The organism is Micromonospora sp. NPDC051543, assembly GCF_044454415.1.
In the GTDB taxonomy this organism is placed as follows: Bacteria; Actinomycetota; Actinomycetes; order Mycobacteriales; family Micromonosporaceae; genus Micromonospora.
Map to the genome: position 1 here is coordinate 448,496 of NZ_JBITDT010000002.1, position 19,815 is coordinate 468,310.

Annotated in this window: 17 protein-coding genes; 10 read left to right on the plus strand and 7 right to left on the minus strand. The window is 71.6% G+C overall.

The features are described 5' to 3' along the window. The first annotated feature begins 56 nt into the window (after positions 1 to 56). A complete protein-coding gene (gene polA / locus ACIA3K_RS05130; RefSeq protein ID WP_396799272.1) occupies positions 57 to 2,756 on the plus strand; it encodes a DNA polymerase I in 2,700 nt (899 codons plus the stop codon). Positions 2,757 to 3,134: 378 nt separating this feature from the next. Here the strand turns inward: polA and ACIA3K_RS05135 are convergent, their stop codons facing one another. Genes ACIA3K_RS05135 through ACIA3K_RS05150 form a run of 4 tightly spaced genes read right to left on the minus strand, consistent with a single transcriptional unit; the run spans position 3,135 to position 5,192 of the window. Then, on the minus strand, positions 3,135 to 3,485 hold the full coding sequence (locus tag ACIA3K_RS05135; protein ID WP_355049553.1) for a DUF3140 domain-containing protein: 351 nt from the start codon (positions 3,483 to 3,485) through the stop codon (positions 3,135 to 3,137). Then, positions 3,472 to 3,690, minus strand: coding sequence for a DUF2945 domain-containing protein (locus ACIA3K_RS05140; RefSeq protein WP_396799273.1), 219 nt, complete (start codon positions 3,688 to 3,690; stop codon positions 3,472 to 3,474). The genes ACIA3K_RS05135 and ACIA3K_RS05140 overlap by 14 nt, the downstream gene beginning before the upstream one ends. 35 nt (positions 3,691 to 3,725) lie before the next feature. Next, complete coding sequence (locus ACIA3K_RS05145) at positions 3,726 to 4,328, minus strand: Uma2 family endonuclease (RefSeq protein WP_396799274.1); 603 nt, start codon at positions 4,326 to 4,328, stop codon at positions 3,726 to 3,728. Between the two features lie 57 nt (positions 4,329 to 4,385). Then, on the minus strand, positions 4,386 to 5,192 hold the full coding sequence (locus tag ACIA3K_RS05150; protein ID WP_396799275.1) for a class I SAM-dependent methyltransferase: 807 nt from the start codon (positions 5,190 to 5,192) through the stop codon (positions 4,386 to 4,388). A gap of 498 nt (positions 5,193 to 5,690) precedes the next feature. Here ACIA3K_RS05150 and rpsA point away from each other — a divergent pair, with 498 nt between their 5' ends. Together rpsA and coaE are read left to right on the plus strand one after the other, a co-directional pair. Beyond that, complete coding sequence (gene rpsA, locus ACIA3K_RS05155; RefSeq protein ID WP_357127222.1) at positions 5,691 to 7,190, plus strand: 30S ribosomal protein S1; 1,500 nt, start codon at positions 5,691 to 5,693, stop codon at positions 7,188 to 7,190. A gap of 306 nt (positions 7,191 to 7,496) precedes the next feature. Continuing rightward, entirely contained in the window at positions 7,497 to 8,681 is a 1,185-nt protein-coding gene (gene coaE / locus ACIA3K_RS05160) for a dephospho-CoA kinase (protein ID WP_396799276.1), read from the plus strand. A 7-nt stretch (positions 8,682 to 8,688) separates the two neighbouring features. Here the strand turns inward: coaE and ACIA3K_RS05165 are convergent, their stop codons facing one another. Then, positions 8,689 to 10,317, minus strand: a complete 1,629-nt coding sequence (locus ACIA3K_RS05165) for a hypothetical protein (RefSeq protein WP_396799277.1) — start codon at positions 10,315 to 10,317, stop codon at positions 8,689 to 8,691. Positions 10,318 to 10,629: 312 nt separating this feature from the next. On the opposite strand from ACIA3K_RS05165, the gene uvrB reads away from it, so the two are divergent. From uvrB to ACIA3K_RS05185, 4 genes are all read left to right on the plus strand, one after another. Continuing rightward, entirely contained in the window at positions 10,630 to 12,738 is a 2,109-nt protein-coding gene (uvrB, locus tag ACIA3K_RS05170) for an excinuclease ABC subunit UvrB (protein ID WP_396799278.1), read from the plus strand. 166 nt (positions 12,739 to 12,904) lie between these two features. Then, positions 12,905 to 13,738 (plus strand): helix-turn-helix domain-containing protein, encoded by an 834-nt coding sequence (locus tag ACIA3K_RS05175; RefSeq protein ID WP_396799279.1) that lies wholly within the window; start codon positions 12,905 to 12,907, stop codon positions 13,736 to 13,738. Positions 13,739 to 13,926: 188 nt separating this feature from the next. Continuing rightward, positions 13,927 to 14,295, plus strand: coding sequence for a VOC family protein (locus tag ACIA3K_RS05180; RefSeq protein WP_396799280.1), 369 nt, complete (start codon positions 13,927 to 13,929; stop codon positions 14,293 to 14,295). Positions 14,296 to 14,447: 152 nt separating this feature from the next. Beyond that, entirely contained in the window at positions 14,448 to 15,305 is an 858-nt protein-coding gene (locus tag ACIA3K_RS05185; protein WP_396799281.1) for a helix-turn-helix domain-containing protein, read from the plus strand. Between the two features lie 102 nt (positions 15,306 to 15,407). Here ACIA3K_RS05185 and ACIA3K_RS05190 read toward each other — a convergent pair whose 3' ends face one another. Next, entirely contained in the window at positions 15,408 to 15,701 is a 294-nt protein-coding gene (locus ACIA3K_RS05190) for an antibiotic biosynthesis monooxygenase family protein (protein WP_396799282.1), read from the minus strand. Positions 15,702 to 15,785: 84 nt separating this feature from the next. Between ACIA3K_RS05190 and pnuC the strand changes: the two genes are divergently transcribed. The 3 genes from pnuC (at position 15,786) to ACIA3K_RS05205 (ending at position 18,824) form a co-directional block, all read left to right on the plus strand. Then, complete coding sequence (gene pnuC / locus ACIA3K_RS05195) at positions 15,786 to 16,442, plus strand: nicotinamide riboside transporter PnuC (RefSeq protein WP_396799283.1); 657 nt, start codon at positions 15,786 to 15,788, stop codon at positions 16,440 to 16,442. 5 nt (positions 16,443 to 16,447) lie between these two features. Beyond that, positions 16,448 to 17,536 (plus strand): AAA family ATPase, encoded by a 1,089-nt coding sequence (locus ACIA3K_RS05200; RefSeq protein WP_396799371.1) that lies wholly within the window; start codon positions 16,448 to 16,450, stop codon positions 17,534 to 17,536. Between the two features lie 289 nt (positions 17,537 to 17,825). After that, entirely contained in the window at positions 17,826 to 18,824 is a 999-nt protein-coding gene (locus ACIA3K_RS05205; RefSeq protein ID WP_396799284.1) for a TerC family protein, read from the plus strand. Between the two features lie 26 nt (positions 18,825 to 18,850). Here ACIA3K_RS05205 and ACIA3K_RS05210 read toward each other — a convergent pair whose 3' ends face one another. After that, positions 18,851 to 19,768, minus strand: a complete 918-nt coding sequence (locus tag ACIA3K_RS05210; RefSeq protein WP_396799285.1) for an NlpC/P60 family protein — start codon at positions 19,766 to 19,768, stop codon at positions 18,851 to 18,853. Positions 19,769 to 19,815: the final 47 nt, after the last annotated feature.

Genomic DNA, 19,815 nt, shown 5'->3' on the forward strand with positions numbered 1-19,815 from the left:
TCGCGTCTGCGAGGCGACGGCGAGGGTTGTCGGTACGACGGACTAGAGTCGCTGCCGTGACAGCTACGACGCCGCGCCTGCTCCTCGTCGACGGACACTCCCTGGCATACCGGGCTTTCTTCGCCCTGCCGGTCGAGAACTTCTCCACCACGACGGGTCAGCCGACCAACGCGGTCTACGGCTTCACCTCGATGCTGATCAACGTGCTGCGCGACGAGCAGCCCACCCACATCGTCGTGGCGTTCGACGTCTCCCGCCGGTCCTTCCGCACCGATAAGTACGCGGAGTACAAGGCCGGCCGCAGCGAGACCCCGACCGACTTCAAGGGCCAGGTCAGCCTCGTCAAGGAGGTGCTGGCGGCGCTGCAGATCCCGGTCGTCGAGATGGAGGGCTACGAGGCCGACGACGTCATCGCCACGCTCGCCTGCCAGGCCCGCGACCAGGGCATGACGGTGCTGATCAGCACCGGCGACCGGGACGCGTTCCAGCTCGTCGGCGACCAGGTCACCGTTCTCTACCCGCGCAAGGGCGTCTCCGACCTGGCCCGGATGGACCCGGCGGCGATCGAGGCGAAGTACGGCGTCGGCCCCGAGCGGTACCGCGACCTCGCGGCCCTGGTCGGCGAGACCAGCGACAACCTGCCCGGCGTGCCGGGCGTCGGGCCGAAGACCGCCGCCAAGTGGATCACCACCTACGGCGGGGTGGAGGGCGTCATCGCCCGCGCCGACGAGATCAAGGGCAAGGCCGGCGACAGCCTGCGGGAGCGGCTCGCCGACGTGATCCGCAACTACGAGATCAACTGCCTGGTCTCCGACCTGGAGCTGCCGCTGCGCCCGGAGGACGCCCGCTGGGCCGGCTGGGACCGCGAGGCCGTGCACCAGGTCTTCGACACGCTGGAGTTCCGCATCCTGCGCGACCGCCTCTACCAGTACCTGGAGGCCGTCGAGCCGGAGGCCGAGTCCGGCTTCGACCTGACCGGCGAGGTGCTCACCGAGTCGGGCGCGCTCAACGCCTGGCTGGACGCCCACGCGCCGACCGGCACCCCCGTCGGGCTCGCGGTCAAGCTCGACACCGGCCCCAACCGCCGGCACACCGCCTCCATCACCGGGCTCGCGCTGGCCAGCGCCGGTGGTGCGGCCGCCTGGGTCGACCCCAGTGGGCTCGACGCCGCCGACGAGAGCGCCCTCGCGTCCTGGCTGGCCGACGCGCAGCGGCCCAAGGTGCTGCACGACAGCAAGCCCGCGGTGCTGGCCTGCGCCGCGCACGGCTGGGAGCTGGCCGGCATCGCCCGTGACACCCAGATCGCCGCGTACCTGGCCCGCCCCGACCAACGGTCCTACGACCTGACCGACCTGGCCCTGCGCTACCTGCACCGCGAACTGCGGGTGGACGTGCCCGAGACCGGCCAGCTCACCCTCGACGGGCTGGGCGACGAGGGGGTGGCCGAGCAGAACCTCATGCTCCAGGCCCGCGCCACCCTCGACCTCGCCGACTCCATCGACGCCGAGTTGTCCCGGGACGGCGAGCAGTCCGCGCGGCTGATGGCCGGGGTGGAGCTGCCGCTGATGCGGGTGCTCGCCGGCATGGAGCGCACCGGCATCGCCGCCGACACCGACTACCTGTCCGAGTTGGAGGCGCACTTCGCCGCCGAGGTGAAGGCCGCCGCCCAGGGCGCGTACGAGGCGGTGGGCCGGGAGTTCAACCTCGGCTCGCCCAAGCAGTTGCAGGAGATCCTCTTCACCGAGCTGGGCCTGCCGAAGACCAAGAAGATCAAGACGGGTTACACCACCGACGCCGACGCCCTGCAGTGGCTCTACGCGCAGCAGCCCCACCCGGTGCTGGCCCACCTGCTGCGCCACCGCGACGTCGCCAAGCTCAAGTCGACGGTGGACGGTCTGCTCAAGTCCGTCTCCGACGACGCTCGGATCCACACCACCTTCAACCAGACCGTCGCGGCCACCGGCCGGCTCTCCTCCACCGAGCCCAACCTGCAGAACATCCCGATCCGCACCGAGGAGGGCCGGCGCATCCGCCGGGCCTTCGTGGTCGGTGCGGGGTACGAGTGCCTGCTCACCGCCGACTACAGCCAGATTGAAATGCGGATCATGGCGCACCTCTCCTCGGACGACGCGCTCATCGAGGCGTTCAACTCCGGGGCCGACTTCCACGCCGCCACCGCCTCGTCGGTCTTCGGGGTGCCGGTCGACGAGGTCACGCCGGACCAGCGACGCAAGATCAAGGCGATGAACTACGGCCTGGCCTACGGGCTCAGCGCGTTCGGCCTGTCCCAGCAGCTCAACATCGGCACCGAAGAGGCGCGCGGGCTGATGGAGAACTACTTCGCGGGCTTCGGCGGCGTGCGCGACTACCTGCACCAGGTGGTCGCCAAGGCCCGCCAGGACGGCTACACCTCGACCATCCTGGGCCGCCGCCGCTACCTGCCCGACCTGGTGAGCGACAACCGGCAACGCCGTGACATCGCCGAGCGGATGGCGCTCAACGCCCCCATCCAGGGGTCAGCCGCCGACATCATCAAGGTGGCGATGCTGCACGTCGACACCGCCCTCGCCGACGCCGGTCTGCGTTCCCGGATGCTGTTGCAGGTGCACGACGAGCTGGTCTTCGAGGTCGCGCCCGGTGAGCGGGAGGCCCTCGAGGCGCTGGTACGGCGCGAGATGGGCGGGGCGTACCCGCTGTCGGTGCCGCTGGAGGTGTCGGTCGGCCTGGGCCGGGACTGGAACAGCGCCGATCACTGATGGTCGCCGATGGGGGTTCCGGGGCAACCCGACCCGCTCCGGGCGGTCAGGCTTGATCCCTGCGCGGGTCGGGCTGCCCCGGAACCCCTGACCCGGTAGGCGTGGTCCCGTCGCTGCCCGTCTTCTCTCTAGCCATACCCGTCGGGTTGCCTGCTGCCCGTCCGCCCTCGCGGCACCCGCACCCGACGAGATGAGCATGCGCGATGATGCGCGCAACTTCGGGGGAAGTGCTGCATCCGGGAGGTCTGAGGCAGCAACTTCGCCGAAGTTGTGCGGATCTTGGCGGCGCCTCGTGCGGATCTTGGCGGCACCTTGTGCGGATCTTGGTGGCGTCTTGTGCGGATCCTGTGGCGGGAGTCCGCGGAGCGGTCGGGGCCGCTACTTCATCGGGTCGTGGCCCCAGTTCATGAGGGACCAGCGCCACTTCGTGTCGCGCACGTTGCCGGACGGGCGCTGCGCCATGTGCCGGCGGACATAGCCGACCACCTTGCGCATGTGCTTGTAGTCCGCCTCCGAGAGGTCGGCGCGCTTGCGGCGGAGCAGGTTGATGATCTTCCGGCCGGACTCGTGCCCGACCGACTCGCCGCCACCGGTACGGCCGCCCTTGTGCCAGCCGACCTGCTTCGACTCGTCGGTCTCCAGCCACGTCGACAGCTCACCGGGCTTCATGTTCACCGCGTCGGTGAACTCCCGGTAGGTGTCCCGGCCCTGGTCGTCAGCTCTGCTCATGACGCAGCGCCTCGGGTCGGTGGGCCACGTCGCGGCCCGTGCCGTCACTGCGGACCCGGTACTGCGGGTCGTCGGGGGCCGCGTTCACCGCCCGCCCGCGAATCCGCGTCCGCTCGGTGATCGTGCCCTGCACCACGCCGTACGCGCGGTTGCCATGGGCCGACCAGGAGACACGGTCGCCCTGGTGGAATCTCTGTTCGGCCATGCCCCCGGCTACCCGACCCCGCCGGGGCGAAACGACTACGGCCTGATCTCGGCGATCGACAGCTTCATGTCGAACGGCTCGGTCAGTTCGATCACGTCGGCACCGTCGGCGACCAGCTCGTACTGCCGCTCACCGCCCGGGCCCACCCGGTCGCCGATCCGGTACGCGTACACGTGTACCGGATCCTGCTCGATCCGCCAGTAGAAGGGGATGCCGGCGGCGGCGTACTCCCCAGGCTTCGCGAACCGGTCGATCCGTCGCGTGCCGGGCGAAACGATCTCCACGGCGAGCACGACATCCGCCGGCCGCAACGTGGACAGGTGGGACGGCACCTCGGCGCGACAGAGCAGCACGTCCGGCTGCCGGCTGGTGTTGCGACTGAGAGCGACTCCGACTGCCTGGGCGACGCGCAGGTGGGCCGGCGTGTGCGTGTGAAGCCACAGACGCAGGAGGAATGAGATGTCTTGATGGCCCAGGGTGGGGGAGGGTGTCACCTGGATAATTCCGTCGACGAGTTCGACGCGGGGGGCGTCGTCCGGCAGGGTGAGCAGGTCCTCCAGCGTGTAGTCGGCACGCTGCTGCCGGATCGGATCCGGACACCAGGGGCCAGGTGATGTCGGGATGGGCTCGGCGCTCATGAGGTCGAGCCTACCGGCGATCGATGGGTCGCAGGTCGGACAACGCGTGCGGCATGGTCAGTCGGCGGGCTTGTCGGTGACGAAGATGGCGGTGCCGGGGAAGAGCCGTCCGCGCAGCGGGCTCCACTGCCCCCAGATCCCCTCGTGTCCCTCCGGCCACTCCGGCTCCACCAGGTCCAGCAGCCGGAACCCCGCGCCGACCAGCTCCCGGATCCGGTCACCGAGGGTCCGGTGCTGCTCCACGTAGGTCGCCACGCCGTTCTCGTCCTGCTCGACGTAGGGGGAGCGGTCGAAGTACGAGTGCACGGCCTTCAGCCCGCCCTCGCCGGGGTCGTCCAGGAAGATCCAGCGCATCGGGTGGGTCACCGAGAACACCCACCGGCCCCCCGGGCGCAGCACCCGGTGCACCTCGGCGAGCAGCGCCGCCGAATCGTCCACGAACGGGATCGCCCCGAACGCCGTGCAGGCCACGTCGAACGACCGGTCGGCGAAGGGAAGCGCGAGCGCGTCGGCCTGCACCAGCGGGACGCGTACCCCGGTGGCCTCGGCCGCCTTGGCGGCGTGCCGCAACATGCCGGCGGACAGGTCGAAGGCGACCGGCCGCGCGCCCTGGGTGGCGAGCCAGCGGGCGGCCGCGGCGGCGCCGCAGCCCACCTCGAGCACCCGTCGCCCCGACACGTCGCCGAGCAGGTGGGCGTCCGCCTCGCGCAACCCCTCCGGGCACCAGACGAAGTCCACGTCACCGAGGAACGCGCCGTGCTCGGCCTGGTAGTCGTCGGCGTCGGTGTCCCACCAGCCGCGGTTAGCCCGCCTGACCTCGGCGTCGCCCACGCCGCGCCGGGTCACCCGGCTGTCGTCATCCACCCGCTCACGCTAGGCCCCGCCCAGCCCGTTGGGTACGGCGGCGCGTCCACGATCCGCGGGAATCCGTGCGACGCGCCCGGGCTTGATCGACTCGGCTTCGCTGAAATCGGGGTGTCCGGGGCGGCGGGATACCCCGGTTTCCAGGAAGCCGAGTCGATCAAACCGCCTGTGACCAGCCCTCCAAGGCGGGGCCGCGGGGGCTGCTGTGACCTAAGAGACAGGAGGGGTCGTTTCCGGGCGATTGTTCGGCTTTCGCAGGTCATCGCGCGGCGAGGAGGCGGGAGGGCTTGCACGCTGTGGTAATGCGCACGGTAGGCTAGACGATGCGCTCGCGGATCGCGTTGCCTCGGCAGGGAGCAGGTGCGCGGTCGTCGGAGCCACATCATGATCTCACTAGGCGATCGTTCGGTGTGCCCGGCGGCGGATCCGCTGGCGCGAACAGGTCACTGCGACACACCAGCCTGCTGTGACAACCCACCGACCGGAGCAACCGCCCACATGACGAGCAGCATCGAGGCCCCCTCGAGCGCCACCCGGGTCACCCACGACGATCTCGGTTCCGAGGAGGCTTTCCTCGCCGCGATCGACGAGACCATCAAGTACTTCAACGACGGCGACATTGTCGAAGGCACCGTCGTCAAGGTCGATCGGGACGAGGTCCTGCTCGACATCGGCTACAAGACCGAGGGTGTCATCCCCTCTCGTGAGTTGTCGATCAAGCACGACGTGGACCCCGCCGAGGTTGTGACGGTTGGCGACCACATCGAGGCCCTGGTCCTCCAGAAGGAGGATAAGGAGGGGCGTCTGATCCTCTCCAAGAAGCGGGCGCAGTACGAGCGGGCCTGGGGCACGATCGAGAAGATCAAGGACGAGGACGGCGTCGTCCGCGGCTCTGTCATCGAGGTCGTCAAGGGTGGTCTCATCCTCGACATCGGCCTGCGCGGCTTCCTGCCCGCGTCCCTGGTCGAGATGCGGCGCGTGCGTGACCTGCAGCCGTACGTCGGGCGTGAGCTCGAAGCCAAGATCATCGAGCTGGACAAGAACCGCAACAACGTGGTGCTGTCCCGCCGTGCCTGGCTTGAGCAGACGCAGTCCGAGGTGCGCACCGAGTTCCTCAACAAGCTGCAGAAGGGCCAGGTCCGCAAGGGCGTCGTGTCCTCGATCGTCAACTTCGGCGCGTTCGTGGACCTCGGCGGCGTCGACGGTCTGGTGCACGTCTCCGAGCTGTCCTGGAAGCACATCGACCACCCGTCCGAGGTCGTCGAGGTGGGCCAGGAGGTCGAGGTCGAGGTCCTGGACGTCGACCTGGACCGCGAGCGCGTCTCCCTGTCGCTGAAGGCGACGCAGGAGGACCCGTGGCGGCAGTTCGCCCGCACCCACGCGATCCAGCAGATCGTGCCGGGTAAGGTCACCAAGCTGGTTCCGTTCGGTGCGTTCGTCCGCGTCGACGACGGCATCGAGGGCCTGGTCCACATCTCCGAGCTGGCCGAGCGTCACGTGGAGATCCCGGAGCAGGTCGTCCAGGTCGGCTCCGAGGTCATGGTCAAGGTCATCGACATCGACCTCGAGCGTCGCCGGATCTCCCTGTCGCTCAAGCAGGCCAACGAGGGCTTCGTCGAGGGCGAGGAGCACTTCGACCCGACCCTCTACGGCATGGCCGCGACGTACGACACCGAGGGCAACTACATCTACCCGGAGGGCTTCGACCCGGAGACGGGCGAGTGGCTCGAGGGGTACGACAAGCAGCGCGAGACCTGGGAGAACCAGTACGCCGAGGCCCGTCAGCGTTGGGAGGCCCACACCAAGCAGGTGCAGACCTCTCGCGCCGCCGACGCCGAGGCCGCTGCCAACCCGGCCCCCGCTGTCCCGGCTGCCACTGGCGGCACCACCTCCTCGTCCAGCCCGGCCCCGAGCCGGCAGAACGAGGAGCCGGCCGGCACCCTGGCCACCGACGAGGCGCTCGCCGCTCTGCGGGAGAAGCTCGCCGGCGGTAAGTGACCCGCTGAACGACGGCAGGCCCCGTCTCCCGCGATCCTCGGATCGCCGGAGGCGGGGCCTTCGTCGTGCCCGCCGCGCTCGGGCCGGGTGATCACATGGCGGAGGCGAGGGCGGGGCAGTGGTCACCTCGCGTCCTTTGCTCTGCTTCAACGGAGGAAACGTTCGGTGTCCGATTACCGGACGGCAGGTGTCTCCTGGGCTGAAGCAGAGCAAAGGACGTGCGTGACAGGTCAGGACCGGACAGCCCGCGGGATCCCCGGGGTGGACCTGTTTGGCCGGTGGCCCGTGATCCGGTTGACTGTCCTGGTGCTGAGGGTGGGTTTGACCGGTGGGATCGGGTCGGGCAAGAGCGCGGTGGCCGCGCGATTGGTGGAGTTGGGCGCGGTGCTCGTCGATGCCGACCAGGTCGCCCGGGAGGTCGTCGCGCCGGGCACCGAAGGCCTCGCGGAGATCGTCGCCACCTTCTCCGCTGACGTGCTGGACGCCGACGGCGCGCTGGACCGTGCCGCGCTGGGCGCGCTGGTCTTCTCCGACGAGGCCGCCCGCCGCCGGCTGGAGGCGATCACCCACCCCCGGGTACGGGCGCGTACCGCCGAGCTGGTCGCGGCGGCGGCACCGGACGCGATCGTCGTCAACGACGTGCCGCTGCTGGTGGAGGTGGGGCTCGCGCCGACGTACCACCTGGTGGTCGTGGTGCAGACGGCCGTGCCGACCCGACTGGAGCGACTGACGCGCGACCGGGGGATGGCCCGCGCGGAGGCCGAGCGGCGGATCGCCGCGCAGGCCGACGACGATCGCCGGCGGGCGGTCGCCGACGTGGTGCTGACCAACGACGGCAGTCTGGCGGCGCTGCACGACGCCGTGGACACGCTGTGGCGGCAGCGGCTGCGACCCTACGAGCACAATCTGCGGCAGCGGCGGGTCGCGCCGCCGATCACGCGCGACGACGCGGCGCAGGCCGACGCGAGCTGGCCCGAGCAGTACGCGCGGTTGGCCGCCCGGATCCGCCACGCGGTGGCCCCTGCGGATCTGCGGATCGACCACATCGGCGCGACGGCGGTGCCCGGGCTGGCCGCCGACGACGTCATCGACGTGCAGCTCGCCGTGCCCAGCCTCGCGGACGCCGACGGGCCGCTGGCCGAGCGGCTGGCGGGCGCGGGGTTCCCCCGGGTCCCGGGGCACTGGTGGGACGATCCGCGTCCGGCCGGCCGGGGGCGGTGGGAGAAGCGGCTGCACGGCAGCGCCGACCCGGGTCGACCGGTGCGGCTGCACGTCCGGGCGGCGGACTCGCCCGGCTGGCGGTACGCGCTGCTGACGCGGGACCACCTGCGCGCCGACCCGGATCGACGGGCGGCGTACCTGCTGCTCAAGCGCGATCTGGTGGACGCGGCGCCGCACGTCGCCGATTCCGGCACGGCCCGCGACCCCTGGTTCGACGAGGAGTACCTGCGGGCCGAGCGGTGGGCCGCGCAGACCGACTGGCGGCCCTGACCCCCGGTCAGCGTGTTCCGCGCGGTCGACCGGCGGCGCGCGGTGGCGGCGGGAGGCGGGGCACCACGGCGGGGGAGAGGTCCAGCTGTGCCCACGCGCCGGGGCCGGTGAGCAGCTCCACCCGGCGCAGCAACCCGTCCCGGTCGATCCAGTAGCGCAGCCGCGCGGCGCCTCCGCGAAACTCCACGACGTCCACCGTCCGCCCGTCGGCGAGGTCCTCACGGACGCGCACGGGGGTGCCACGCCGGGCCGCCGGGTCGGCGGCGGCCACCGCCGCGTCGACCAGCAGGTCCAGGTCGTCGCGGGCGGACCGGGTGGTCCGCCAGGTGCCGGCGGGGACCGGGAACGGCGGCCGCCCGGGCGTCTCGGCCGTGCCACCACCACCGGCGTCGGCCGGCACGTCCGTACGGGACAGGCCGGCGGCGTCGCGGTGCAGGAGGGTCCGGCGATCGGGTACGCCCAGGTCGGCGACCGCCACGTAGGCGGTACGGGCGGACCAGCCCAACCAACCGGCGCCCCGCAGGTTGACCTCGACGTCCACCGGCGCGACCAGCGTCAGCGTGGCGCCGCCCTGGCCGCGCAGCCGGGCCGGCAGCGCGTTCCACCGCCGCTGCTCGGCCTCCGTGAGCGCCCGGGGCAGGCCGGGTCGACCGCCGAGCGCGTCCACCGGATGCAGCGTGGGACGGTCGATCCGATCGAGGAGCACCGTGAGCGGCCCGACACCGGGCAGACGTGTCACCAGCTTGTGCAGTCGGCCGTCCCGGTCGAGCCAGTACCGGGCCGCGTCGCGGCCGGCCGCCGGCGTGCCGGCCCCCGTGCTGGCGGCTGCCTCGGTGCTGGCCTGCGCGGCGGTGCTGGCCTGTGCCGTGGTGCTGGCGGCGGTGGGCGTCGCGGCGGCCAGCGACCCCTGGAGTACGTCCAGCGTCCCGGCCGCGACCACCTCCTGGGCGATCCAGCGCGCGTCACCGGCGGTCGGGATCGGGTCCGGGCGGTCGGCGGCGAGGCCGAGGAGCAGGTCGAGGACCGACGCCAGGCGCGTGCCGGGTGTCAGGTGACGCAGCCGCCAGCGGTCCGTCGGCGGCACCAGGGGAGGCGCGGCCGGGGTGGGCACGGCCGTCGGGTCCGGCCGGACCACCAGGACCGGACCGGCGCTCTGCACCAGGCCCCGGTCGGCGCCCGCCCCCGGCCCGCCGACGTCCAGATAGAGCAGGGAACGCGACCAGTCCACCCAGCCCACCAGCTCGGTACGGGCGGCGCCCTCGCCGGCGGTGACGCGCACACCGGCGCGTAGGTCCCGCAGGTTGGTGACCCGCATGGCGGCCAGCCGCTCGGCCTCGGCGACGGTCAGCGGCCGGGCCGGCGCGGGCGGGTCGGGCGCCCAACTCAGCAGCCCGAGCACCAGCGCCGCCGCCGACGTCACGGCGGTCAGGGCGAGCAGGAGCAGCAGCGTACGGCGGCGTCGGCTGGCCCGGGCCGACCCGACGCCGCGGCGGCCGGTATCGCCGACGGGGGTGCTCTGGTCCCTGACCTCGGCACGGCTGGGCCGGCCGTCCCTGACGCCGTGCCGGGCCCTGCGGTCCGCGGTGCCGGTCCGGGTGGTGTCGGGGGAGGGCGCCGGGGCTCCAGAGGTGTCCACGGATGTGAAACGGGCGGGACGGCATCGGGTGACGAGCCCGGAGTGCGGAGCAGGGGCGCTCGCGGCGGCCGGTCTGCGCCGTGAGCGCGACCACACGGGTGCGCACGCCGGACGAGCCGGGTGCTGCGACCGCTGTGCCGGGGGCGGCCGGCCGGAATGACGGCCTGGCCACCGGCCCGGTCGGCCGCCGCGAGCGGCCTACACGAAGAGGGTAGTCCCGGTGACATGCGCCACACAATGGGAATATTGAAGCCGATCACGTACCCTGCGCGACGGCCGAAGATGTCGGACCTGCGGCGTACCGTTGGTGTCATGGCGCTCGACATTCCTCGGCTCGACGGCCGCTTCCAGGTCGTCAGCGAATACCAGCCGGCCGGCGACCAGCCGACCGCTATCGACGATCTTGAGCGTCGGGTGCGGCGCGGCGACCGGACCTCGGTGCTCCTCGGCGCGACCGGCACCGGCAAGAGCGCCACCACCGCGTGGCTCATCGAGCGGCTGCAGCGTCCGACCCTGGTGCTCGCCCCGAACAAGACGCTCTGCGCGCAGCTCGCCAAGGAGTTCAGCGAGCTGATGCCGCACAACGCGGTCGAGTACTTCGTGTCGTACTACGACTATTACCAGCCCGAGGCGTACATCCCGCAGACCGACACCTACATCGAGAAGGACTCCTCGATCAACGAGGAGGTCGAGCGGCTGCGGCACTCGGCGACGATGTCGCTGCTCACCCGCCGCGACGTGATCGTGGTGGCGACCGTCTCGGCGATCTACGGCCTGGGCACCCCGGAGGAATACCTCAACCGGGCGGTCCGGGTCGAGGTCGGGCAGGATCTCGACCGTGACCAGTTGCTGCGCCGGCTGGTCGACATCCAGTACACCCGCAACGACATGGCCTTCCAGCGGGGCACGTTCCGGGTCCGCGGTGACACGTTGGAGATCATCCCGGCGTACGAGGAGCTGGCGATCCGCATCGAGCTGTTCGGCGACGAGGTGGAGAAGCTCTACTACCTCAACCCGTTGACCGGTGACGTGGTCCGTGAGGTCGATCAGTTGGTGATCTTCCCGGCGACGCACTACGCGGCCGGCCCGGAGCGGATGGAGCGGGCCATCCGCGACATCGAGGCGGAGCTGGCCGAGCGCCTCGCCGAGCTGGAGCGCCAGGGCAAGCTGCTGGAGGCGCAGCGGCTGCGGATGCGCACCACCTACGACATCGAGATGATGCGGCAGGTGGGTTTCTGCTCCGGCATCGAGAACTACTCGATGCACATGGACGGGCGGCTGCCCGGCAGCCCGCCGCACGCCCTGCTCGACTACTTCCCGGACGACTTCCTCACGGTGGTCGACGAGTCGCACGTGACGATCCCGCAGATCGGCAGCATGTACGAGGGGGACGCCTCCCGTAAGCGGATGCTCATCGACCACGGCTTCCGGCTGCCCAGCGCGGCCGACAACCGGCCGCTGCGGTTCGACGAGTTCCTGGAGCGGGTCGGCCAGATGGTCTGCCTCTCCGCGACCCCGGGCACGTGGGAGTTGGAGCAGTCCCAGGGCGAGTTCGTCGAGCAGGTCATCCGCCCCACCGGTCTGGTCGATCCGGAGGTCGTGATCAAGCCGACCAAGGGCCAGATCGACGACCTCATGCACGAGATCAAGCTGCGGACCGACCGTGACGAGCGGGTGCTCGTCACGACGCTGACCAAGAAAATGGCCGAGGACCTGTCGGACTACCTGCTGGAGAACGGCGTCCGGGTGCGTTACCTGCACTCCGAGGTCGACACGCTGCGCCGGGTCGAGTTGCTGCGTGAGCTGCGCAAGGGCGAGTACGACGTGCTGGTCGGCATCAACCTGCTCCGTGAGGGCCTCGACCTGCCCGAGGTGTCACTGGTGGCGATCCTCGACGCCGACAAGGAGGGCTTCCTGCGCAGTGGCCGGTCCCTGATCCAGACCATCGGGCGGGCCGCCCGTAACGTCTCGGGCCAGGTGCACATGTACGCCGACAAGATCACGCCCTCGATGGCGGCGGCGATCGACGAGACCGACCGGCGTCGCGCCAAGCAGATCGCGCACAACGAGGCCCACGGCATCAGTCCGGAGCCGCTGCGCAAGAAGATCCACGACATCCTGGACGACATCTACCGCGAGGCGGAGGACACCGAGAACTCCCGGGTCGGCGGTGCGGTCCGCCAGCTCTCCCGGGGTAAGGCGCCGGTCAAGGAGACGCGCAGTCGCAGCCGGTCGACCGCCGCCACCACGTCACGGGAGGGGATGGCCCGCGCCGACCTCGCCCAGCTCATCCAGGAGCTCAACGACCAGATGCTGGCCGCCGCCCGCGAGCTGCAGTTCGAGCTGGCGGCGCGGATCCGCGACGAGGTCGCCGACCTGAAGAAGGAGCTACGCGGGATGGACGCCGCCGGGGTCAAGTGACGGCGGGCTAGCCCGCTCACGGCACGGTCGTTCCACCCGCCGCACGGATGTCTCGGCCACGGGCGAAGCGGCCGTTGCGGGACGGGGTCCGCGTCTGCGCGACCGTGCCCGCGGATGGGCACGGCTGGTGGGTTGCCAGAAGGGCGGTCGGGGTGCGATGACACCGATGGACGACGAGATGGTCGTCGGGCTGCCCGAGACGCGGTTGCGTCCGTTCGTCGACCGGTACATCGGCTATCGGGAACGTGCGGACGTGCCGCTGGTCCGCCGGGAGGCGGCCGGCGTCTTCGTGGTGCTGATCCTGGGTTGGGGCGCGCCGCTGGACGTGACCGATCCGCGCAGTGTCGAGCGCGGGGTCGAGCGGGTGGACTCGTTCGTGGCCGGCACCTTCGACGGCTGGTGCATGACCCGCACCTCGGGCGTGGGGGAGGGCGTCGAGCTGCTGCTGACGCCGCTGACCGCCCGGCGCGTCCTCGGGCTGCCGCTGGTCGAGCTGACCAACAGGGCTGTGGGTCTTGATCAGCTTCCGGGCGGCTGGCTCGACCGGCTGCGGGGCCGGCTCGCCGACGCCGGAGGCTGGCCGCAGCGCTTCGCGCTCCTCGACGCCGCGCTCGCCGATCGTCTGGCGCTGACCCCGCCCGTCGACGCCCGCCTCGTCTGGGCCTGGCGGTCGCTCATGGCGAGCGGTGGGCGCGATGGCGTCGGCGCACTCGCCACCCAGCTCGGCTGGAGCCGACGACACCTGGCGGCCCGGTTCCGGGCGGAGATCGGTCTGCCACCGAAGACCGCCGCCCGGTTGCTGCGCTTCCAGCGCGCCCATGCGGTGCTGCGGGGTGTCGACGCCACGGCCCGCCCCCACCCCGGCTCGGGGCGACCCGTGGACTGGGCCGAGGTGGCGGTCCGGTGTGGCTACTACGACCAGTCGCACCTCATCCGGGACTTCCACCAGTTCGCCGGTGCCACGCCGGCGGCGCTCCTCGCCGCCCGCTGCGCTGTCTGACGCGAGATCGTGGCGCTTCTTGAGCGACTCGCGTACGGGGAAGTCGGGGCGTTCCGGCCGTGCCGACGGCGCGGTTTCCGGCAACCCGTGAGCGCGGGCATCCTCCGCGCGTCGATCCCGCGCAGGTCGGACTGCCCAGGTCCCATTCGTCCAATCGGGAACGGGCGTCAGGTCGGAGACTTGCCGGTATGCGAACCGTCTATCCGATCCTTCGTTATCCCGATCCCCGTGCCGCGATCGACTGGCTCTGTTCGGCGTTCGGCTTTCGGGTGCACGCCGTGCACGAGGCGTCGGACGGCACCGTCGCGCACGCTCAGCTCGTCCTCGACACCGGCATGGTCATGCTGGGTCCTCGCGTGGGTGCGGCCCCTCCGCCGGCCGAGGACGACTGGTCCGTCTACGTGGCCGTGCCCGACGTCGACGCCCACTGCGCCCGCGCGCGTGCCGCCGGAGCGGACATCACCCGGGAACCGTTCGACACCGACTACGGGTCCCGCGACTACGCCGCCCGTGACCTCGCCGGTATCCAGTGGTCGTTCGGCACCTACCGGCCCTGAGCCGAGTGCCGGCCCTGAGCCCTGAGCAGGGAAGGGAGGCTTCGACGGCATCGGATTCCCCTGCCTGGCGCGATCGCTTCAGTTGCGGTGCGCCACCGTGCTATTGCACTGGGTGATCGTCCTGCGTACGCTCCCTCGATGGGGAGGCGGGGATGCCGTTGCCAACAAGTCCTGTCATTCGACGCGCGCGCCTCGGCGCGGAGCTGCGTCAGCTACGCCGGCGCGAGGCGCTGACCCTGGAACAGGTCTGCGACCGGTTGGGCTGGGCCTCGACGTCGAAGCTGTCCCGCATCGAGCTGGGGCAGAGCCGTCCGGATCTCGCCGACGTGCTGGATCTGCTCGACGTCTACCAGGTGCCCGGCCCGGTCCGGGACGCGTTGATCGTCATCGCGCGCGACGCGGCCACCAGTCGCGGCTGGTGGAAGGCGCTCGGCGAGATGAGTGAACGGCAGCGCGTGTACGCCGAGCTGGAGGCGGGCGCGGCCGACATCGTCGAGTACCAGCCGGCGCTCGTGCCGGGGCTGCTCCAGACGGCGGCGTACGCGCGCTCGCGGGTCGCCGCCGGTGTCCTGCTCACGCCCGAGGTCGACGTGGAGGCCGAGGTGCGGGCCCGGGCGCTGCGGCAGGAGGTGCTGCGCCGGGCCGACCCGCCGCGCTACACGGCGGTGCTCGCCGAGGCGGTGTGCGACCAGGGCGACCTGCCGGTCGACGTCTGGCGGGAGCAGCTGCGGCACCTGGTGGCGGTGACCGGACTGGCGCACGTGACGGTGCGGTTGCTGCCACGCGGGCTGGCCGGTGGCGGGCTGCACCCGCTCACGCCGTACTCCTGGTATGCCTTTTCCGACCCGGCGGACCCGCGGACGGTGATGCTGGAGGCGTTGACCACCGACGTGCGCCTGGCGACCGTGCTCGACGTCGACAGGTACGAGCGGATGACCGAGGCGCTGTTGGCGGCGGCACTGTCACCGGAGGAGTCGGTCACCGTCCTGGCCCGCCGCGTCGGGCAGTAGGACTCCCCCGCGCGGCCACCGGGCCCGGCGCCCCCGAGCCCGTCGGGACCGGCGACCCGCGCGTGCGGGAGGCACGGTAACGCCGGGGTACGACAGGTCCACTCAGGCCGGTACGTCGAGGAAGTGCTCGACCAGCGGCGGCCCGGCGAAGTGCGGCCCGATGAGCGCGCGCCACTGCGCGAACCGGTCGGTGTCCCGGAAGTTCTTCTCGTGCGCCTCGACCGAGTCCCATTCGACGAGCAGCACGAACCGGGTGGGCGACTCGATGCCCCGGGTCATCCGCACCGAGCGGCAGCCGGGCGTCCTGGCCAGCACCGGGTGACCCTCGGCGTACGCGGCGGCGAACGCGTCCTCGTGTCCGGGCAGTACGTCGATCAGCGCGACCTCAAGCACCATGTCGGAAAGCCTCCCACGGCCCGGGGTCGTGCGGGTGCCGCGGGGTCTGTTCCGCCGTCGACACACGCCCTAAGGTAACCCGGCATGATCATCGACTGGCTTACCGGTACCGCGTTCCGGGTCGGAGGCGTCGGCACGACCTGGGCGGAGCTGCTGGGGTTCGCCACCGGAGTGCTCAACGTGTGGCTGGTGGCCCGGCAGCGCATCGCCAACTGGCCGATCGGCATCGCCAACGTGCTGCTGCTCATGCTGCTGTTCTGGACGGCCGGGCTGTACGCCGACGCCGGGCTCCAGGTCGTGTACGTGGCGCTCGGCTGTTACGGCTGGTGGCACTGGTTGTTCGGCGGCGAACGCCGGACCCGGCTGACGGTGAGCCGGACCGGCCGGCGGGAGTGGGTGGGGCTGGCGGTCGCGGGTGTGCTGCTCACCGGCGGGCTCTGGGTCCTGCTGGACCGGGTCACCGACTCGACGGTGCCGCTGCCGGACGCGCTGACGACGGCGCTGTCCCTGCTGGCGACGTACGGGCAGACCCGCAAGCGGGTGGAGAGCTGGTGGCTCTGGATCGCGGCCGACCTGATCTACATCCCGCTGTACGCCTACAAGGGGCTGCACCTGACGGCCGTGCTGTACCTGGTCTTCCTCGCGCTGTGCGTGGTCGGGTTGCGGGCCTGGCGGGCCGATGAGCGCCGACTCGACCGGGCCGCCCCGGCGCCGCCCGGCCCGGACCCGGTGACCGCGTGAGCGAGATGGCGCGGGCGCGGCGCCCCGAGTTCGGGCACGGGATGGTGGTGGGGAAGTTCTATCCGCCGCACGCCGGGCACCATGCCCTGATCGCGGCGGCGGCCGCCCGCTGCGCCACCGTCACGGTGGTGGTGGCGCCGTCACGCCGGGAGTCCATCCCGCTGGCGGCCCGGCTGGACTGGCTGCGCGAGGCGCACGCGGACACACCGTGGGTCCGGTTCGTCGGTCGGTACGACGACCATCCGGTGGACTACGACGACCCGGCGGTCTGGGACGCGCACTGCGCGGTGTTCCGCGAGGCGGTCGGACCGGAGCAGGTGGACGCCGTCTTCTCCTCCGAGGCGTACGGAACGGAGTTGGCCCGCCGCTTCGGGGCCGTACCCGTGTCGGTCGATCCGGATCGGCGGACCCTGCCGGTCTCCGGGACGGCGGTCCGCGCGGACCCGGCGGGTCACTGGCGGTGGCTGAGCCCGCCGGTGCGGGCCGCTCTCGTGCGGCGGGTGGTGGTGGTCGGCGCCGAGTCGACGGGCACCACCACGATGGCCGAGGCGCTCGCCGCGCACTACGGCACGCTCTGGGTTCCCGAGTACGGCCGGGAGTTGACGGCCCGCAAGCTGGCCCGGCTGCGGGAGCGCTCGCCCGAGGCGACGATCTTCGACGTCGTCTGGGACCGCGACGACTTTCGCGAGGTCGTCCGCGAGCAGCAGGCGGCCGAGGACGCGGCGGCCCGATCGTCGGGGCCGTTGCTGTTCTGCGACACCGACGCGCGGGCCACCGCGGTCTGGGAGGAGCGCTACCTGGGTAGCGCGTCGCCGCAGGTGCGGGCGGCGGCGCGCCGGCCGGCGCGGTACCTGCTGACCGACCATCGGGGCGTGCCGTTCGCCGACGACGGGTTGCGCGACGGTGAGCATCTGCGGGCCTGGATGACCGACCGGTTCCGCGACGAGTTGGCCGCGTCGGGGGTGCCGGTCGTGGAGTTGACCGGATCGCACGCCGAGCGGCTGGCGCGGGCCGTGCGGGTCTGCGACGACCTGCTGGCGTCCGGCTGGTCGTTCACCGACCCGATCAGCGCACCAGACACGCTAGCCTCCTAGGACGCCCAAGAGGGCGTGTGATCGGCACCACACGCCCCAGGTGTGATCACGGCGCGTGGTGGGCAACAATGGTCCCCGAGGAGGGGAGTATTCCCCCGCGACGAAGTCGTCAGCACGGACGATCGCCGGATTCTCGGCGACCGACCCGGCTTCGTCGGTCGCCGTCCCGTTCGTGGGTCGGTGGCGGAAGAGACCTCCGACAGTCACCAGAGTGAGCGACAGCGGCACGCCGGCCCCGACAGGGGCGTACGGTGTGCCCGACGCCGCGTGTCTGCCGGAGGAATGAACGTTGGACGTGTCCGGATTGGTGTGGGCGGCAACGCTCGTCGCACTGTCTGCGGTGCTGCTCGTCGATCTGCTGATCATCGGTCGACGCCCGCACGAGCCGAGCGTGCGCGAGTCGAGCCTCTGGGTCGCCTTCTACGTCGGCCTCGCCCTGCTCTTCGGCGCCGGTGTCTGGCTGGCCTCCGGGGCCAGCGCGGCGGGGCAGTTCTACACCGGTTGGCTCACCGAGTACAGCCTCTCGGTGGACAACCTGTTCGTCTTCGTCATCATCATGGCCCGGTTCGGGGTGCCCCGGCAGTACCAGCAGAAGGTGCTGCTCATCGGCATCGTGCTGGCGCTGGTGATGCGTGGCGGGTTCATCGCCGCCGGAGCGGCGTTGATCTCGCAGTTCTCCTGGGTCTTCTACATCTTCGGCGCGTTCCTCATCTACACGGCGATCAACCTGGCCCGCCAGGGTGAGCCGGACGAGGACGAGTTCTCCGAGAACCTCCTGATCCGGTGGAGCCGCCGGGCGCTGCCGATCTCCAAGGGCTACGACGACGCGAAGCTGACCACCCACGAGAACGGGCGACGGCTGTTCACGCCGATGCTGATCGTGATGATCGCGATCGGTACCACCGACCTGATCTTCGCGCTGGACTCGATTCCGGCGATCTTCGGCATCACGCAGGAGCCGTACCTGGTCTTCACCGCGAACGTGTTCGCGCTGATGGGTCTGCGTCAGCTCTACTTCCTGCTCGGCGGCCTGCTCGACCGGTTGATCTACCTGAGCTACGGACTGGCCGTCGTCCTGGGCTTCATCGGCGTCAAACTCGTGTTGGAGGCGCTGGCCGACAACAACCTGCCGTTCATCAACGGCGGGGAGCACGTCGGGTGGGCGCCGCACATCCCGATCTGGCTGTCCCTGCTGGTCATCATCGGCACGCTGGGCATCGCCACCGTCGCCAGCCTGGTCAAGTCCGCCCGGGATCGGCGTCGCGAGTTGGCCGCGGCCCGGCGCTGAGGCCGGCACCGCGACGGGCCGGCCGGTCAGACCCGGTGCACGCCCACCAGGGTGGCCGTCCGGTCCGCCGGTAGGGGCTCCTCGATCACCCGCCGCCGTCGGTAGCAGGCGTGCAGCATCCGCCGGTCGGTCGAGCCGTCGGCGACGGCGGTGACGATGCCGATGTGGTGGATCTTCCGGCCGGGACGGGCGAAGAAGTAGAGGTCGCCGGGGCGCTCCGCGCCCAGGTCGAGGGGGGTCGTCGCCACGGCCTGGTCGTCGGCGTCGCGGGGCAGGAGCACCCCGAACCGGCGCCAGGCCAGGTGGACCAGGCCCGAGCAGTCGATACCGTACGCCGACAGCCCGCCCCAGATGTAGGCCACGTCCAGCAGTCGCTGGGCCACGGCGAGCGCGTCGGCGGCGCTGGCCGGCCCGCTCGGCGGCGGGACGAGGTGCCCGTCGGGCAGCCAGAGCGGCCCGGCCCGGCCCGGAACGTGGACCGACCGCCAGCCGTCGCGGGCGGGACCGGCCGGGACGAGACGGGTGCCCACGACGACTCCCGGCAGCACGACCGGCCCGTCCGGGGTGGCGTGCAGCCCGGTGACGGTCGCTTCCACGACGAGCGGGTCGCCGCTGACGGTGGGATCGGTGGGGCTCAGCTGGTCGGCGGGGAGCCAGCCCGGGTAGCCGCGGGGATCGAGCTTGGCGGCCGGCTGCTCGACGGCGACGACCCGGGCCCAGCCGTCCGGGCGCAGCTCGTCGATCAGCACCCGCTCGCCGAGCAGGAGTTGGCTCAACACGCAGTCGCCGACCTGCTGGTCGGTGTCCAGGCCGGAGACCCAGGTCGGGATGTCGACGCCGGCCGTGAGTGCGGGACCGTCGACCGTCCGGACCGCCTCGGGAGCTGACCACAGCGTCGCCACGGCGACCCGGACGACGGCCTCGCGGCCCGGTTGAAGCTCCACATCGACCCCCAGCTCGTGTCGGCTGTCCGGGGGTAACCCTATGAAGA

Coding starts and splice junctions, on each gene's coding strand:
- ACIA3K_RS05135 (WP_355049553.1), bottom strand. CDS start 3,485: ATGAGCAGAGCTGACGACCAGGGCCGGGACACCTACCGGGAGTTCACC.
- ACIA3K_RS05140 (WP_396799273.1), bottom strand. CDS start 3,690: ATGGCCGAACAGAGATTCCACCAGGGCGACCGTGTCTCCTGGTCGGCC.
- ACIA3K_RS05145 (WP_396799274.1), bottom strand. CDS start 4,328: ATGAGCGCCGAGCCCATCCCGACATCACCTGGCCCCTGGTGTCCGGAT.
- rpsA (WP_357127222.1), top strand. CDS start 5,691: ATGACGAGCAGCATCGAGGCCCCCTCGAGCGCCACCCGGGTCACCCAC.
- uvrB (WP_396799278.1), top strand. CDS start 10,630: ATGGCGCTCGACATTCCTCGGCTCGACGGCCGCTTCCAGGTCGTCAGC.
- ACIA3K_RS05175 (WP_396799279.1), top strand. CDS start 12,905: ATGGACGACGAGATGGTCGTCGGGCTGCCCGAGACGCGGTTGCGTCCG.
- ACIA3K_RS05180 (WP_396799280.1), top strand. CDS start 13,927: ATGCGAACCGTCTATCCGATCCTTCGTTATCCCGATCCCCGTGCCGCG.
- ACIA3K_RS05185 (WP_396799281.1), top strand. CDS start 14,448: ATGCCGTTGCCAACAAGTCCTGTCATTCGACGCGCGCGCCTCGGCGCG.
- ACIA3K_RS05190 (WP_396799282.1), bottom strand. CDS start 15,701: ATGGTGCTTGAGGTCGCGCTGATCGACGTACTGCCCGGACACGAGGAC.
- pnuC (WP_396799283.1), top strand. CDS start 15,786: ATGATCATCGACTGGCTTACCGGTACCGCGTTCCGGGTCGGAGGCGTC.
- ACIA3K_RS05200 (WP_396799371.1), top strand. CDS start 16,448: ATGGCGCGGGCGCGGCGCCCCGAGTTCGGGCACGGGATGGTGGTGGGG.